Annotated in this window: 12 protein-coding genes; 5 read left to right on the top strand and 7 right to left on the bottom strand. The window is 66.1% G+C overall.

Annotation, left to right across the window (positions count from 1 at the left end; translation table 11 throughout):
- Positions 1-5: 5 nt before the first annotated feature.
- The 7 genes from rimM to ACR4XJ_RS00935 form a co-directional block, all read right to left on the bottom strand.
- Positions 6-638 (bottom strand): ribosome maturation factor RimM, encoded by a 633-nt coding sequence (gene rimM / locus ACR4XJ_RS00965; RefSeq protein WP_434753449.1) that lies wholly within the window; start codon positions 636-638, stop codon positions 6-8.
- A 221-nt stretch (positions 639-859) separates the two neighbouring features.
- The gene (locus ACR4XJ_RS00960) at positions 860-1,093 is read right to left on the bottom strand and encodes a KH domain-containing protein (protein WP_333504876.1); all 234 of its coding nucleotides are present in this window, start codon (positions 1,091-1,093) and stop codon (positions 860-862) included.
- A gap of 84 nt (positions 1,094-1,177) precedes the next feature.
- Entirely contained in the window at positions 1,178-1,417 is a 240-nt protein-coding gene (gene rpsP, locus ACR4XJ_RS00955) for a 30S ribosomal protein S16 (protein ID WP_434753448.1), read from the bottom strand.
- Between the two features lie 88 nt (positions 1,418-1,505).
- The gene (gene ffh, locus ACR4XJ_RS00950) at positions 1,506-3,053 is read right to left on the bottom strand and encodes a signal recognition particle protein (RefSeq protein ID WP_434753447.1); all 1,548 of its coding nucleotides are present in this window, start codon (positions 3,051-3,053) and stop codon (positions 1,506-1,508) included.
- 204 nt (positions 3,054-3,257) lie between these two features.
- On the bottom strand, positions 3,258-4,442 hold the full coding sequence (locus ACR4XJ_RS00945) for a pyridoxal phosphate-dependent aminotransferase (RefSeq protein WP_434753446.1): 1,185 nt from the start codon (positions 4,440-4,442) through the stop codon (positions 3,258-3,260).
- 118 nt (positions 4,443-4,560) lie between these two features.
- Entirely contained in the window at positions 4,561-4,761 is a 201-nt protein-coding gene (locus ACR4XJ_RS00940; protein ID WP_434753445.1) for a hypothetical protein, read from the bottom strand.
- 22 nt (positions 4,762-4,783) lie between these two features.
- Entirely contained in the window at positions 4,784-6,643 is a 1,860-nt protein-coding gene (locus ACR4XJ_RS00935; protein WP_434753444.1) for a chorismate mutase, read from the bottom strand.
- A gap of 787 nt (positions 6,644-7,430) precedes the next feature.
- Between ACR4XJ_RS00935 and aprB the strand changes: the two genes are divergently transcribed.
- The 5 genes from aprB (at position 7,431) to qmoC (ending at position 14,800) form a co-directional block, all read left to right on the top strand.
- The gene (aprB, locus tag ACR4XJ_RS00930) at positions 7,431-7,934 is read left to right on the top strand and encodes an adenylyl-sulfate reductase subunit beta (RefSeq protein ID WP_333504870.1); all 504 of its coding nucleotides are present in this window, start codon (positions 7,431-7,433) and stop codon (positions 7,932-7,934) included.
- Between the two features lie 42 nt (positions 7,935-7,976).
- A complete protein-coding gene (gene aprA, locus ACR4XJ_RS00925) occupies positions 7,977-9,974 on the top strand; it encodes an adenylyl-sulfate reductase subunit alpha (RefSeq protein ID WP_434753443.1) in 1,998 nt (665 codons plus the stop codon).
- Between the two features lie 148 nt (positions 9,975-10,122).
- The gene (locus tag ACR4XJ_RS00920; protein WP_434753442.1) at positions 10,123-11,361 is read left to right on the top strand and encodes a CoB--CoM heterodisulfide reductase iron-sulfur subunit A family protein; all 1,239 of its coding nucleotides are present in this window, start codon (positions 10,123-10,125) and stop codon (positions 11,359-11,361) included.
- A 6-nt stretch (positions 11,362-11,367) separates the two neighbouring features.
- The gene (locus tag ACR4XJ_RS00915) at positions 11,368-13,632 is read left to right on the top strand and encodes a hydrogenase iron-sulfur subunit (protein WP_434753441.1); all 2,265 of its coding nucleotides are present in this window, start codon (positions 11,368-11,370) and stop codon (positions 13,630-13,632) included.
- 13 nt (positions 13,633-13,645) lie between these two features.
- Positions 13,646-14,800, top strand: a complete 1,155-nt coding sequence (gene qmoC / locus ACR4XJ_RS00910; RefSeq protein WP_434753440.1) for a quinone-interacting membrane-bound oxidoreductase complex subunit QmoC — start codon at positions 13,646-13,648, stop codon at positions 14,798-14,800.
- The last annotated feature ends 61 nt before the right edge of the window (positions 14,801-14,861 follow it).

Here is a 14,861-nt window from a genome sequence, read left to right as displayed (position 1 = left end):
TGGCGCTATGCGCCGCCCGTTCCTGTCTGTTTCCCGGTCCCTGCCGGTTCCCCGGCTTCGTCCCGCCCGGCGTCATCGGCACCGGATGTGCGGTCGGCGGACTTGTCCGGCGTCTCCAGGTACAGTTCGATGAGCCCCGGCGGCGGGGTGATGCGCACCTCGCGCGCGTCGAGGTCGATGGACGCCACGAACTCGTCCACGGCGGGGAGCAGCACTTCCTTGCCGTCGGCGGTGCGGATGGACCACACCTCCTGCCCGCCGGGCATCTGCACGTCGTCGAGGGTGCCCAGCGCCTTGCCCGTGTCGTGCAGCAGCACGCGCAGGCCCAGCAGTTCGTGCAGGTACACCTCGTCCTCGTCCAGTTCCGGCAGGCGGTCCCTGGGCACCAGCACGCGCATGCCGCGCAGGGTTTCCGCCGCGCTGCGGTCGGCGATGCCCTCGAACAGCACCAGCGGGCGGCCCTGATGCCGCCGCACCGCCGCCACCGTCATGGCGCGGGGCGCGCCGCGTCCGGGGCGCAGCCACAGGGCGCCGCGCAACAGGTCGGGCGAATCGGCCCAGAAGTCCACGCCCACTTCGCCGCGCAGGCCGTGCGGCCTGCCGACGAGGCCGATTTCGATGAAGGAGTCGTCGCTCATGTGCGCCCGGTGCATGGATTGAGGGTGATGGCCGTAGGTCGTCGGGAAAGGGCCGCAGGTTTCGGCCCGCCGTGCGCGTGCCCGGCCGCCCAAGCGACAAGAGCCCTTCGGCTTGCGCGTCCGGGCTAGTCGTTTTAATGGCTGCTGTCGCGTGTTCCCGTACCGTGGCCCACCGTGCCCACCACGGCACGCCGTGGCGTACCGGGAGGGAGGAGCGCCGGCTACTCGAGGATTTCGAGCACGGAACGCTTGCGCGCCTTGGTGGAAGCCGCGCCCAGAATGGTGCGCATGGCGCGCGCCGTGCGGCCCTGCTTGCCGATGACCTTGCCGAGGTCTTCCTTCGCTACCTTCAGTTCGAGAACGGACGTCTGTTCGCCCTCGACCTCCGTCACATGCACGTCTTCCGGCTTGTCGACGAGGGATTTCGCGATGTATTCGACCAGTTCCTTCAGCATGGCCACCTCCACAGGATGTTCCGCAGGATTACAGCTTCCGGCGAGGCGCCTCCGCGACGGGATGCCGGGCAAGCCGGCGCCGCACTACCCGGCCTGCTGCTTGAGCAGGGCGCGGACGGTGTCGGTGGGCTCGGCGCCCTGGTCCAGCCACTTCTGCACCTTTGCGGCGTCGATCTTCACTTCGGCAGGGTTCACCATGGGGTTGTAGAAGCCCAGGAATTCCAGCGGACGGCCGTCGCGGCGCGCGGCGCTGTTGACGGCGACGATCCGGTAGAAGGCACGCTTCTTGTTGCCCATGCGGGCGAGTCTCAGCTTCACGGACATGGCTTGGTCTCCAACTAGTCTGTGTATAGTATGGTATCTCGGGAAAAGCGCAAGTGGGCGAGAATTCCCACCCGGCAGCTTTTCGTCCTCAGCGCTTCTTGCTCTTGTTGCGTTGCTGCTTGCGCAGCTGCTTCTTTTTCTTGAGCGCGGTCTTGGACATGGGGTTGGGACCGCCGGGCGCGGCTTCGCCGTCACCCGCGCCGGGCATGCCCGGCATTCCCGGCATGCCGCCGAGCCCGCCAAGGCCCCCCATTCCTCCCATTGCTCCAAGTCCGCCCATGCCACCCATTCCGGGCAGCCTGGGCATGCGCGGCATCTTTCCGGCCTGCGCGGGCTTGCCCCCGCCCATGACCTTTTTCATCATGTCGCGCATCTGCTCGAAATTCTTGATCAGCTGATTCACGTCCTGCACGGTGGTGCCGGACCCCCTGGCGATGCGCTGGCGGCGGCTGCCGTTCAGCACCTTGGGGTTGCGGCGTTCCTGCATGGTCATGGAGCTGATGATGGCCTCTACCCGGCCCATCTCCTTTTCCGGCACGTTCATCTCGCCCAGCTTTTCGCGCAGCGCGCCCATGCCGGGAATCAGCTTCAGAAGGCCTTCCAGCGAGCCCAGCTTCTTCAGCCGGCGCATCTGGGTGCGGAAGTCCTCCAGGTCGAACTCCGCTTTCTGGAACTTGCGGCCCAGTTCCTCGGCCTCTTCGGCCTTGATGGTGGACTGCGCCTTCTCGATGAGCGTCATCATGTCGCCCATGCCGAGAATGCGGCCCGCCACGCGGTCGGGGTGGAAGACCTCGATGTCCGAGAGCTTCTCGCCCATGCCCACGAACTTCACCGGCTTGCCGGTGACCGAGCGGATGGACAGGGCCGCGCCGCCGCGGGCGTCGCCGTCCATCTTGGTGAGCACCACGCCGGAAATGTCCAGCGCGGCGTTGAACGCTTCGGCAACCGTCACCGCGTCCTGGCCGGTCATGGCGTCGGCCACGAACAAAATTTCTTGCGGTTCGACGCGGCCCTTGATGGAGACCAGCTCCTGCATCAGGGTTTCGTCGATGTGCAGGCGGCCCGCAGTGTCCACGATGACCACGTTGCACTGCTTTTCGCGCGCGTCTTCCACGGCGGCCGCCGCGATGTCCACCGGGTTCATGCCGGTGGCCGAGGGGTAGGCCGGGATGTCGAGCTGCTTGGCCAGCGTGTGCAACTGGTCGATGGCCGCCGGGCGGTACACGTCGGCGGGCGCCAGGTACGGACGCATCTTCTGCTTGCGCAGCAGGTTGGCGAGCTTGGCCGACGAGGTCGTCTTGCCCGAGCCTTGCAGACCCACCATCATGATGACGTAGGGCTGTTTGCCGCGCAGGTCGAGCTGGGTGGCGCCGCCACCGAGCAGTTCGACCAGTTCGTCGTGGACGATCTTCACCACCTGCTGGGCAGGGGTGAGGCTTTTCAGCACGTCCTGGCCGAGGCAGCGCTCGCGCACGCGCTCGATGAAGTCGCGGACGACCTTGAAGTTGACGTCGGCTTCCAGCAGCGCCAGACGCACCTCGCGAAGGCCATCCTGGATGTTGGCTTCGTCGAGGCGGCCCGTGCCGCTGAATTTCCGGAAAACTCCTGTCAGCCTGTCCGAGAGACTGTCGAACATGAATACCCCGTCCGGCGAATATCGTAAGAGGAGGTTCGGTACATGGGTTTGGGGGGGAAGTCAAGGATGGGGGTGGTGGGAAGGGAGGGGACGGGCCGGGTGCAACTGCGCACGACCTCATTCCCGCCCGCCGGAAATATGTGGAGGCCGCACCCAGCAGGGCACGGCCTCTCCTTTCTTGCTCTTGTTCCGAATGTACCCACGTCAGCCTTTGATGGCCCGCCTGAACCCTTCCTCCGACCGCGCGATCACATCCTCGCCCACGCAGAAGGTCAGCCGGAAATGCCCCGGCCCGCCGAAGCCGGAACCGGGCACGGCCAGCACCTTCTCTTCCATCAGCCGGTTGACGAACTTCACGTCGTCGCCGCCCGGCGCCTTGGGGAAGAAGTAGAACGCCCCGGCGGGCATCTGGAATTCATACCCCGCGTCGCGCAGGATGCGCGCCATGAGGTCGCGGCGTCGGGCGTAGATGCCTGCGTCCACCTGCGAGCCCAGCGCCTTTGCCATCAGGTGCTGGCCCACGGCGGGCGGGTTCACGAAACCGAGGATGCGGTTGGTCAGCAGCAGCGCGGCCGTCAGCGTGCCCCGGCCTTCCATCAGCGGGGACAGGGCGATGTAGCCCAGCCGTTCCCCCGCCAGCGAAAGATTCTTGGAGAACGAGCTGACCACCACCGCGTGCGGGTACAGGGGCAGCAGCGAGGGCACCTCGTCGCCGTCGTAGGACAGGAAGCGGTACGGCTCGTCCGAGATCAGGAAGATGGGCCGCCCGTGCCTTGCCGATGCACGGCCCAGCGCCGCCGCCAGTTCGGTCAGCTCCGCCCGGTTGTAGATGACCCCGGTGGGGTTGTTGGGCGAGTTGACGATGAGCGCGCGCGTCTTGGGGCCGATGGCGGCCTCGATGGCGGCCACGTCCAGCGCGAAGGTGTCGGGCTTCGAGCCCACGGTGCGGAAGACGCCGCCGTGGTTGGCCACGTAGAAGCCGTACTCCACGAAGAACGGGGACACGGCCAGCACATCGTCGCCGGGCTCCAGCACCGCGCGCAGGAAGGCGTTCAGCCCGCCCGCCGCGCCGCAGGTGAGCACCACGTCGTCGGTGGTCAGGTCCACGCCCTGCTCCCGCGAAAGATGCGCGGCCAGCTTCGCCCGCGCCCACGGATAGCCGCCGTTGGGCATGTAGCCGAAGGCGAAGGGCTCGCCCGCGTGGTCGGCCAGTTCGCGCAGGGCCTGGGCCACGGCGGGCGGGGCGGGCAGGTCGGGGTTGCCCAGGCTGAAGTCGCACACGGCCTCATCGCCGTACTGCTGCTTGAGGGCGATGCCCGCCTCGAACATCTTGCGGATCCACGACGAGCGTTCAAGGTACCCGGAAATCTGCTGGGAGATGAGCGACATGCTGTGACCTCGGCGGTTGATCGGTGCTGCGGGCGGTCCGGCGCGAAGCTGGCGGCGGACCGCGAACGGCGCGGGGGAGGCGACGCGCGGTGCGTTACCTCCCCCGGCGGGTCATGAACTAGAACATGGAATTGGCGTCCAGACGCAGGCGGTTGATGCGCACCCGCCGCAACTCCTTCTGCACTTCCAGTTGCAGCTTGCGCTGGCGCGCCTCGTGGATTTCCTGCGCGAAGAAGATGCCCTCGCCGGGGCGCTCGGACTCGCTCAGGCGGCGCACGGTGGCCTCGCAGGCGCGGCGTTCCTCCTCGAGCAGGGCCATCTGGGCCTCCAACTCGGGGATGCTATTCGGCAATGATGCGTCGTCGAGCGGGCTTGGCGCCGTCATCCTTCTGCTCCTTGGGCTTGCGCGGGGCGTTTTCGGGCGAGGGCAGGCCGTTGTACAGCGCCCAGAAGCCCGGCATCAGTTCGGTCACGTTGCCGGGGTTGGACAGGTGCAGGCCGGGGCGCAGCAGCGCGCCCAGCGCCAGGCCGAACGTCCAGGCCGCCGTGGGGCTGGCCCAGGGTGAACCATTGGCCGGGGCCCTGGAACCGGCGGGCACCACGGCGCGCAGCACCGGCTGGCCCGCCTCGGTAGCCAGGGCGAAGCCCAGTTGTCCGGCAAAGCTCTCGGCCGTCACTTCGTCCACCCCTTCGGGCAGGAGCGGCGCGGGCACCACGTCCACCTTGGCCGCGCGGGCCGTGGCGGCGGCCAGGGCCAGCGCCAGCGGGGCGTAGTCGAGGGGCAGGGCGGAGGCGTCCAGCGGGGCGGTGGGCGCGGGCGCGGCCTGCACCGAGGGCTTCATGGCGGGCCTGGCGGCCACGCCCTTGGCGTCGGCGGTGACCACGAGGCCCGAGGCGCGCAGCAGGTCCAGCACCTGAGCGGCGTGAGGCTGCGCGGCATCCCAGGTGCCGGAAAGCCGGGCCTCGCCGCCGGTGAAGGCGGGCATGGCCAGCATCACGGCGGCCACCAGCGGATCGATGCCCATGGCCGGGGCCTTGGGCACGCGCAGCCTGGTCGTGGGGGCGATGCGCACCGACAGGGCGGCCTCGCCGGTTTCGCCCAGCGTGGTCACGTCGGCCTTGCAGGCCCTGAGCAGGGGCAGCACCTCGGCGATGCAGGAGGCGGCGTCCGGGTGGTCGGCACAGTGCAGGGTGATGGCGGCGTTCCAGAACGGGGCGGCCAGCAGCAGCGCGGTCAGCGCGTCGGCGGGCAGTTCGGCCGGGATGCGCGCCTCGTCGGGCAGCACGCCGGAACATTCCAGACGCACCGGCAGGCCGGACGACTTGGGGACCACGGGGGCCAGGCGCGCGCCGAGCTGCGGCAGGAACTGGCGCAGGGGGGTGGTGTCGGTCATCTTCAGGGCCGGGCCGCCGGTGAACTTGACCTTGCCGACGGCTCCAAGGGACAGCGCGGCCAGCAGGTGGAAATTCAGGGAATCGTCGCCCGCGTAGATGACCTTGTCGGTGAAGTCCAGGGCGTCGCCGCCCTTGCTGCGCACGGTGGCGTCGCCTTCCCACGACAGGTGCGCGCCTGCCTGGTTCAGCGCCTTCACGGCGTCGATCAGGTGGTCGCCCAGCATGGCCCCGCCCCCGTCGCCCCCCCCGCCGTCTCCGAGGACGGCCTCGGCACCGGCGGCGGCGGCCAGCGCCACCCACAGCCGGGTGGGGCGGGCGGCCAGCGGTCCATATATATTGATGGAGACCGGGCGGCGCGGCGGGGCCAGGTTGAAGCTGGGGCGCACCTCGCCTTCGGGGCTGCGCTCCTGGATTTCCACTTCCTGCAGCAGGGCGAACAACTGGCGCACGAAGCGCGGGTCGCGGCTGACGCGCGCGGCGGCGCTTTCCCACGCCTCGCGCAGCTGCTTTTCGGCCACGGTGTCGCGCGCGGGGGCGGAGGACACGCCGGGACGGCGGCTGCCGCGCACCTTCTGGAAGAGGCGGGCGCGCTTGGCCAGCAGACGGATGATGTCCCGGTCGAGTTCCATGATGGTCTCGACCAGTGACTGGCCGGAAGAGGGGCGGCCCTGGCCGGGGCGGGGCGGGCGGGTGGGCCTGTCGGGACGGGCGGACCGCTCGGACCGTTCAGGCTGTTCGAAGCGCTCCGGCTGGGACGCGGCATCCCGTTCCGGATGGCCGGACGGGGAATCGTTGGTGTCGTGCATGGGGGAACCTGTGTTGGGATGGTGATGTGGCGTACCACCTAGCCCGAAACGTGTTCTTCGGCAAGTGGCAAGGCCCGGGGATGCCCCCGGGGCAGCGGCGGCCGTGGCCGCGCGCGCGGCGTCACCTGCTTGAGACAGGGCGCACATGCTCGGCCGGGATGCGGTGGCGGCAGCGCTGCCTGTTATTCCATATGGTTGCACAGAAGGTACGGGCTCACCCCGCCAGCACCTTGCGGCGGCGGGCCGCGCCCGCGTGACATTTTGGCGGCATGCGCATACCGTCACAAACTCGTCCCTCTGGTGTCGCGGCGCCATGTAACTGCTTGTTTGAACAGTCATAGCCGGGAATTCCGGTCCGGAATCGGTTCGATCCTCCATCGCGGGAAACCCGTTCCGAACGGTCTTTCGTGAAAAAATGGATAAAAGGCCGGGAATCGGCGGCGGACGGTCTTGAAACTCTGCCTGCTTCACGATACACCGCAAGGGGCAGTGCGGCGGGCCCGGCCCCCACGGGTGGCGGCAACGTGGTGAAAAAGCCGAATAAATCCCGAAAAAACAGTGCGATGGCGTATCCTTGTGAAGGGTTTGAACAAGTTGCTTGACACTATCGGGCCACATTGTTAAATCGGTCACAAGCAACACGATTAGGCCGCCAGGCGGCGATGCAGTCCGAAAAGGCAGGCTCCCGAACCTGCTTTTTCAGCCTCCATCGACATGATGGTGGGATCCGCATGGGTTGAGGCTGACAAGGTATAACCCCTTAATTCGCTGAGTTGGAGGATAAGGTATGCCGACTTATGTTGACCCGTCCAAGTGTGACGGCTGCAAGGGTGGCGAAAAGACCGCTTGCATGTACATCTGCCCCAACGACCTCATGATCCTCGACCCCGAGGCCATGAAGGCCTACAACCAGGAGCCCGAAGCCTGCTGGGAATGCTACTCCTGCGTGAAGATCTGCCCCCAGGGCGCCATCACGGCCCGCCCCTACGCCGACTTCGCGCCCATGGGCGGCACCTGCATCCCCATGCGCTCGGCCGACTCCATCATGTGGACCGTCAAGTTCCGCAACGGGAATGTGAAGCGCTTCAAGTTCCCCATTCGTACCACCCCTGAAGGCTCCATCAAGCCCTTCGACGGCAAGCCCGAAGCTGGCGACCTCGAAAACGAACTGCTGTTCACCGAGACCGCCCTCATCGCTCCCAAGGTCGCCCTGGGCGAGAAGGCCGCGATCAGCGACGCCGATCTGAGCCAGTGCTGGTATGAAACCGGTTGCGAAGGCGGCAACCGCTAGTCCGGAACCCACCGCAAGTCATTGCGATAAGGAGATTTAGCTATGCCGATGATTCCCGTTAAGGAACAGCCGAAGGGTGTGGCCATCGCCGATCCCATCGTGAAGGAACATGACGTCGACATTCTCATCGTCGGCGGTGGTATGGGCGCCTGCGGCACCGCGTTCGAAGTCGTTCGCTGGGCCGACAAGTACGCTCCCGACCTGAAGATCATGCTGCTGGACAAGGCCACCCTCGAGCGCTCCGGCGCCGTGGCGCAGGGCCTGTCGGCCATCAACACGTACCTCGGCAAGAACTCCGCCGACGACTACGTGCGCATGGTCCGCACCGACCTGATGGGCCTCGTGCGCGAAGACCTCATCTTCGACCTTGGCCGTCACGTCGACGACTCCGTGCACCTGTTCGAAGAGTGGGGCCTGCCCTGCTGGATCAAGGACGAACACGGCCACAACCTCGACGGTGGCCAGGCCAAGGCCGCCGGCAAGTCGCTGCGCAACGGCGACGAGCCCGTGCGCTCCGGCCGCTGGCAGATCATGATCAACGGCGAATCGTACAAGTGCATCGTGGCCGAAGCGGCCAAGAACGCCCTTGGCGAAGCCCGCATCATGGAACGTATCTTCATCGTGAAGCTGCTGCTCGACGCCAACACCGAAAACCGCATCGCCGGCGCCGTGGGCTTCAACCTGCGCGCCAACGAAGTGCACATCTTCCGCGCCAACGCGATGATGGTTGCCTGCGGCGGCGCGGTGAACGTGTACAAGCCCCGCTCCACCGGTGAAGGCATGGGCCGCGCCTGGTACCCCGTGTGGAACGCCGGTTCGACCTACACCATGTGTGCCCAGGTCGGCGCCGAAATGACCATGATGGAAAACCGCTTCGTGCCCGCCCGCTTCAAGGACGGTTACGGCCCGGTCGGCGCGTGGTTCCTGCTGTTCAAGGCCAAGGCCACCAACTACAAGGGTGAAGACTACTGCGCCACCAACCGCGCGATGCTGAAGCCCTACGAAGATCGCGGCTACGCCAAGGGTCACGTCATCCCGACCTGCCTGCGTAACCACATGATGCTTCGCGAAATGCGCGAAGGTCGCGGTCCCATCTACATGGACACCAAGACCGCCCTGCAGAACACCTTCGCCACCATGACCCCCGAACAGCAGAAGCACCTCGAGTCCGAAGCTTGGGAAGACTTCCTCGACATGTGCGTGGGTCAGGCCAACCTGTGGGCCTGCATGAACATCCAGCCCGAAGAACGCGGCTCGGAAATCATGCCCACCGAACCCTACCTGCTCGGCTCGCACTCCGGCTGCTGCGGCATCTGGGTTTCCGGTCCGGACGAGCCCTGGGTGCCCGAAGACTACAAGGTGCGCGCGGACAACGGCAAGGTCTACAACCGCATGACCACCGTCATGGGCCTGTGGACCTGCGCCGACGGCGTGGGCGCTTCCGGCCACAAGTTCTCCTCCGGTTCGCACGCCGAAGGCCGTATCTGCGGCAAGCAGATGGTCCGCTGGTGCATCGACCACAAGGACTTCAAGCCCGCCATCAAGGAAACGGCCGAAGAGCTGAAGCAGCTCATCTACCGTCCTTACTTCAACTACCTGGCCGGCAAGGACGCCTCCACCGATCCGGTGGTGAACCCGACCTACATCAGCCCCAAGAACTTCATGATGCGCCTCGTGAAGTGCACCGACGAATACGGCGGTGGTTGCGGTACCTACTACACCACCTCCGCTGCGGCGCTGGACACCGGCTTCGCGCTCATGGACATGCTGGAAGAAGACTCCCTCAAGCTGGCCGCTCGCGACCTGCACGAACTGCTGCGCTGCTGGGAAAACTACCACCGTCTGTGGACCGTGCGCCTGCACATGCAGCACATCCGCTTCCGTGAAGAGTCCCGTTACCCCGGCTTCTACTACCGTGCCGACTTCATGGGCCTCGACGACTCCAAGTGGAAGTGCTTCGTGAACTCCAAGCATGATGCGAAGAAGGGTGAAACGAAGATCTTCAAGAAGCCCTACTACCAGATCATTCCCACCGAATAGGTGAGCTTCAGGGGCGGTTGCGGCAAGCCGCAGCCGCCCCTTTCTCCTTTCACCCGGACGGCCTAAGCCGGGGCAGTAAGCATGCCTTATTGTCTGGGCTTAGGCCGTTTTGACGAAGGCCCGATAAACTGTAGGGAGGATAGCGAGAATGTCGAACTCCATACTCGTCGTCGGAGGCGGTTTCAGCGGACTTACGGCCGCCATTGAAGCCGCGGAAGTCGGCTATGAAGTGTACATCGTCGAGAAAACACCATTTCTTGGCGGGCGGGTTGCGCAGCTGAACAAGTATTTCCCCAAGCTTTGCCCTCCCTCCTGCGGCCTGGAAATCCAGTTCCAGCGCATCAAGAAGAACCCCCGCATCAAGTTCTTCACCCAGGCGGAAGTGACCGCCGTGTCCGGCGACGCCGGCAACTACACCGTCAAGGTGCACATCGAGCCGCGCGGCACCGTGCCGAGCAGCGCCGATCTTTCCCTGCTCGCCTCCTCCCTTGAAAGCGACGTCGACAACGAGTTCGAACTGGGCCTCGCCAAACGCAAGCCGCTGTACATGAGCGTGCCCTTCGCCTTCCCCAGCCGCTTCGTGCTCGACAAGGCCGCGCTTTCCCGCGCCGACGAGCTGAAGGTCGGCAAGAGCGCCTTCTGCGACATGAACGAAGCCCCCCGCGACATCGAGCTGAATGTGGGCAGCATCGTGGTCGCCACCGGGTGGAAGCCGTACGACGTGACGAAGCTTTCCAACCTGGGCGCGGGTAAGTTCGCCAACTGCGTGTCCAACATGCAGCTGGAGCGCCTGGCCTCGGCCAGCGGCCCCACCGCCGGGCAGATCAAGCGCCCCTCCGACGGCAAGGCCCCCAGGAAGGTCGCCTTCGTGCAGTGTGCGGGCTCGCGTGACCAGAACCATCTGAACTACTGTTCCTACATCTGCTGCATGGCCTCCCTCAAGCAGGCCCTGTACGTGCGCGAGCAGTACCCCGACGCGGAAGTGACGGTGTACTACATCGACCTGCGCACCCCCGGCCGCTATGACAAGTTCCTGCGCAAGGTGAAGGCGGACGAAAAGATCGCCCTGGTCAAGGGCAAGGTCGCGGGCGTCGAGGAAGACGCCGCCACCGGCGACGTCATCGTCGAGGTGGAAGACGCGGTGAAGGGCGAAAAGCGCAAGCACCGCTACGACCTCGTCGTGCTGGCCACCGGCATGCAGCCCAGCCTTGCCGGCCAGAAGCTGCCCTTCGACGTGCCCGTCGACGAGGAAGGCTTCATCGTCGGCGGCGAGGAAAAGGGCATCTTTGCCGCCGGGTGCGCCCAGAAGCCGCTCGACGTGATGCGCACCGCCCAGTCCGGCACCAGCGCCGCCCTGAAGGCGATTCAAACGGTGAGAGGGAGGTAATACAGAATGGCCACCAAAATTGGCGTCTATTTCGACCAGTCGAGCATCGGCGGCGGTCTCGACCTTGAGTCCCTTGCCGACACCGTGGGCGGCAAATGGGGCGATCTCACGCCGGTCTGCAAGGTCTTTCCCGTCCTTGCCGACAAGAAGGCGCGCGACGAGATCGCTGCCGACATCGAGGAAGAAGAGCTGGACGGCGTGCTGCTGTGCGGGGCTTCCCCCCGCGTGGACTGGGACCTCTACGAGTTCGAGAATGTGCTCGTCGACCGCGTGAACCTGCGCGAGCAGGGCGTGATGAGCTACAAGAACCCCGACGGCTCGCTGGCCGACCCCGAAGCGGCCCCCGAACTGCTTGAACTGCTGGTTACCGACTACGTGAACATGGGCGTCGTCCGCCTGCAGAAGACCACCGCGCCCGACGGTTCGCCCTCCGAGGGCGTGCGCCGCATCCTGGTGCTGGGCGGCGGCTGGACCGGCCTTACCGCGGCCGTCAACGGCTCGCTGGCCGGGCACGAAGTGGTGCTGGTGGAAAAGGACGAAGTCCTGGGCGGCCGCGCCCTGGGCCTGCTGAAGACCGTGCCGCTCGTCCACCCGTACACCGACGTGCACGAGACCGGCATCGAAAAGAAGATCGCCGCCGTGCAGGGTGACGAAAACATCACCGTGTACACCAAGGCCACGCTGGCCAAGCTGTCCGGCCAGCCCGGCGACTTCACCGCCACCATCGCCCTTGCTTCCGGCGAACAGGAAGTGAAGGTGGGCGCCGTGGTGCTGGCCACCGGCTGGCAGCCGCAGGACACCAAGGTGCTCGAGCCCTTCGGCTACGGCAGCCTGCAGAACGTGGTCACCGCCGCCGAGTTCGAGAAGATGGCCAAGAACGGGGGCGTCAAGGCCCGCCGCGTGGCCTTCATCCTGAACACCGCCCTGGCCGAACCGGCCGACCCCTACGCCGAACTGTGCGCGCCCGAGGCCCCGGCCGAAGCGCCCGCCCCGGCGGAAGGCGAAGCCGCCGCCCCGGTGGTCAAGGACCACGAAAGCGTGCGCCACCTGCCCATCTCCAACGCCATCAGCAGCGTTGTCGCCCTGAAGCAGGCCGGCTACGTGTGCGACGCCTTCGACGGCGCGCAGGCGTTCATCCTGTACGACAGCATGGTGGTGCAGGGCATCCACGAGCGGTTCTACAAGGCCGCGCAGGACCGCCTGGGCGTCATGATGTCCAAGGCGGACATCCGCTCCGTCACCCAGGCCGCCGACGGCAGCCTGAACGTGCTGTGCGACAACACCCTGATCGGCGACGACATCGAGATCAACGTGGACATGGTGGTGCTGCCCACCGGCATCGTGCCGGCCACGGCCAAGGACCCCATCGTCAACTTCGACTACCGCCAGGGCCCGGCCTTCCCGGACCTGGAACTGTTCGAGGGCTATGCCGACTCGAACTATATCTGCTTCCCCTACGAGACCCGCCGCACGGGCGTCTACGCCGCCGGCTGCGTGCGCCAGCCCATGATGCTGGACGCGGCCGAGGAAGACGCCGTGGGCGCCACCATGAAGGCCATCCAGTGCATCGAGTCCTCCAACCGGGGCGTTTCGGTGCATCCCCGCTCGGGCGACCTGTCGTACCCGCTGTTCAACTTCGTCCGCTGCACCCAGTGCAAGCGCTGCACCGAGGAATGTCCCTTCGGCGCGCTGGACGACGATGAAAAGGGCACGCCGAAGCCGAACCCGGCCCGCTGCCGCCGCTGCGGCACGTGCATGGGCGCCTGCCCCGAGCGCGTCATCTCCTTCGCCAACTACAACATCGACCAGATCGGCTCCATGATCCGCGAGATCAACGTGCCTCCGGACATGAAGAAGGGCGGCCCCCGCGTGGTCATCCTGGCCTGCGAGAACGACGCCTACCCCGCGCTGGACATGGCCGCGTTGCGCGGCAAGCACTGGAGCCCGTACGTGCGCGTCATTCCCGTGCGCTGCCTTGGCTCGGTCAACGCCATCTGGGTTGCCGACGCCATGTCCAAGGGCATCGACGGCGTGATGATGCTGGGCTGCAAGTACGGCGACGACTACCAGTGCCACTTCGTCAAGGGGTCGGAAATCTGCAAGCGCCGCAAGGAGAACATTGCCGAGACGCTGAACCGCCTTGGCGTGGAACCGGACCGCGTGGAGCAGTACGAAGTCGCCATTGACGAGTACGACAAGCTCCCCGGCGTGATCGAGGACTTCATGAACATGATCCTTGAGAAGGGTCCGAACCCGTTCAAGGGGTACTAGGAGGAGATGGAACATGGCTCAACCCGTCAGGATTCAACCCGATCTTGAGTTCGTCAAAGAACTGCAGGCAGTCGGTGGCGAATCGCTCAAGAAGTGCTACCAGTGCGCCACCTGCAGCGTGGCCTGCCCCATCTCCCCCACGAACAACCCCTATCCCCGCAAGGAGATGGTCTGGGCCTCGTGGGGCCTGAAGGACAAGCTGCTGACCGACGTGGACATCTGGCTGTGCCACAACTGCGGCACCTGCTCCGACCTGTGTCCCCGCGGCGCCAAGCCCGGCGACCTGCTGGCCGCCCTGCGCAACATGACCTACGCGCGGCTCACCCAGCCCTCCATCGTGGGCAAGTGGCTGTCCTCGCCCCAGTATCTGCCCATCCTCATCGCCATTCCCGCCATCCTGTGGGCGGTGGTGTGGATGATCATGGCCGGCGTGAACGGTTCCGTCTTCCCCGAAGGCGAAATCGTGTACGGCAAGCTGTTCCCCGGCGACTTCACCATCGACCCCATCTTCATCCTCACCTTCTTCACGGCGGTGGGCATCCTGTGGAAGGGGACCAAGAACCTTCTCGCTTCGTTCCAGCCCGAGGGGCGCACCATGATGCTCGGCAAGACCAAGCACTGGACGCTGCACCTCATCGACGTGATCCTCGAGGAAGTGGTGACCCACTCCAAGTTCAAGGATTGCGGCGCGGACAAGTCCGACCGCAAGGTGGGGCACATGACCCTCATGTACGCCTTCATCATCCTGGCCATCGTCACGGGCGTGGTGGCCGTGGGGCACTGGGGCGGCAAGGTGATTCCGGCCATCGAGATCCACACGCCCATGCCCCTGACCTTCCCGGTCAAGATCCTGGCGAACATCGGCGCGGTGATGCTGCTGATCGGCCTCGCCGTGCTCACGGTGCGCCGCAGGGCCCTGGACCCCATGAAGACCGGTTCGAGCTACTACGACTGGTACCTGCTGGGCGTCATCTGGGTTGTGGCCGTCACCGGCGTGCTCTGCGAACTGCTCCGCCTCGCGGGCATCGCTCCGGTCGCGTACAGCATGTACTACCTGCACCTTGTGGCGGTGTGGATGCTGTTCGCCTACCTGCCGTGGTCGAAGCTCGGCCACCTTGTGTACCGTACCGCCGCGCTCACCTACGTGCGCGCCATGGGCCGCCGCTAGCGGCAGAGAAGGCGGCGCGCGAGGGTGCGCGCCCGGCCGGAACAACGAACCGAGAAGTCAT

The organism is Nitratidesulfovibrio sp. D1 (assembly GCF_051133415.1).
In the GTDB taxonomy this organism is placed as follows: Bacteria; Desulfobacterota; Desulfovibrionia; order Desulfovibrionales; family Desulfovibrionaceae; genus Cupidesulfovibrio.
The sequence above is the reverse complement of the archived record's forward strand: the minus strand, read 5'-3'. Positions and strand labels throughout refer to the sequence as shown.

Bases quoted from the DNA above. Each gene is read 5' to 3' on its own strand.
- rimM (WP_434753449.1), bottom strand. From the start codon at position 638: ATGAGCGACGACTCCTTCATCGAAATCGGCCTCGTCGGCAGGCCGCAC.
- ACR4XJ_RS00960 (WP_333504876.1), bottom strand. From the start codon at position 1,093: ATGCTGAAGGAACTGGTCGAATACATCGCGAAATCCCTCGTCGACAAG.
- rpsP (WP_434753448.1), bottom strand. From the start codon at position 1,417: ATGTCCGTGAAGCTGAGACTCGCCCGCATGGGCAACAAGAAGCGTGCC.
- ffh (WP_434753447.1), bottom strand. From the start codon at position 3,053: ATGTTCGACAGTCTCTCGGACAGGCTGACAGGAGTTTTCCGGAAATTC.
- ACR4XJ_RS00945 (WP_434753446.1), bottom strand. From the start codon at position 4,442: ATGTCGCTCATCTCCCAGCAGATTTCCGGGTACCTTGAACGCTCGTCG.
- ACR4XJ_RS00940 (WP_434753445.1), bottom strand. From the start codon at position 4,761: ATGGCCCTGCTCGAGGAGGAACGCCGCGCCTGCGAGGCCACCGTGCGC.
- ACR4XJ_RS00935 (WP_434753444.1), bottom strand. From the start codon at position 6,643: ATGCACGACACCAACGATTCCCCGTCCGGCCATCCGGAACGGGATGCC.
- aprB (WP_333504870.1), top strand. From the start codon at position 7,431: ATGCCGACTTATGTTGACCCGTCCAAGTGTGACGGCTGCAAGGGTGGC.
- aprA (WP_434753443.1), top strand. From the start codon at position 7,977: ATGCCGATGATTCCCGTTAAGGAACAGCCGAAGGGTGTGGCCATCGCC.
- ACR4XJ_RS00920 (WP_434753442.1), top strand. From the start codon at position 10,123: ATGTCGAACTCCATACTCGTCGTCGGAGGCGGTTTCAGCGGACTTACG.
- ACR4XJ_RS00915 (WP_434753441.1), top strand. From the start codon at position 11,368: ATGGCCACCAAAATTGGCGTCTATTTCGACCAGTCGAGCATCGGCGGC.
- qmoC (WP_434753440.1), top strand. From the start codon at position 13,646: ATGGCTCAACCCGTCAGGATTCAACCCGATCTTGAGTTCGTCAAAGAA.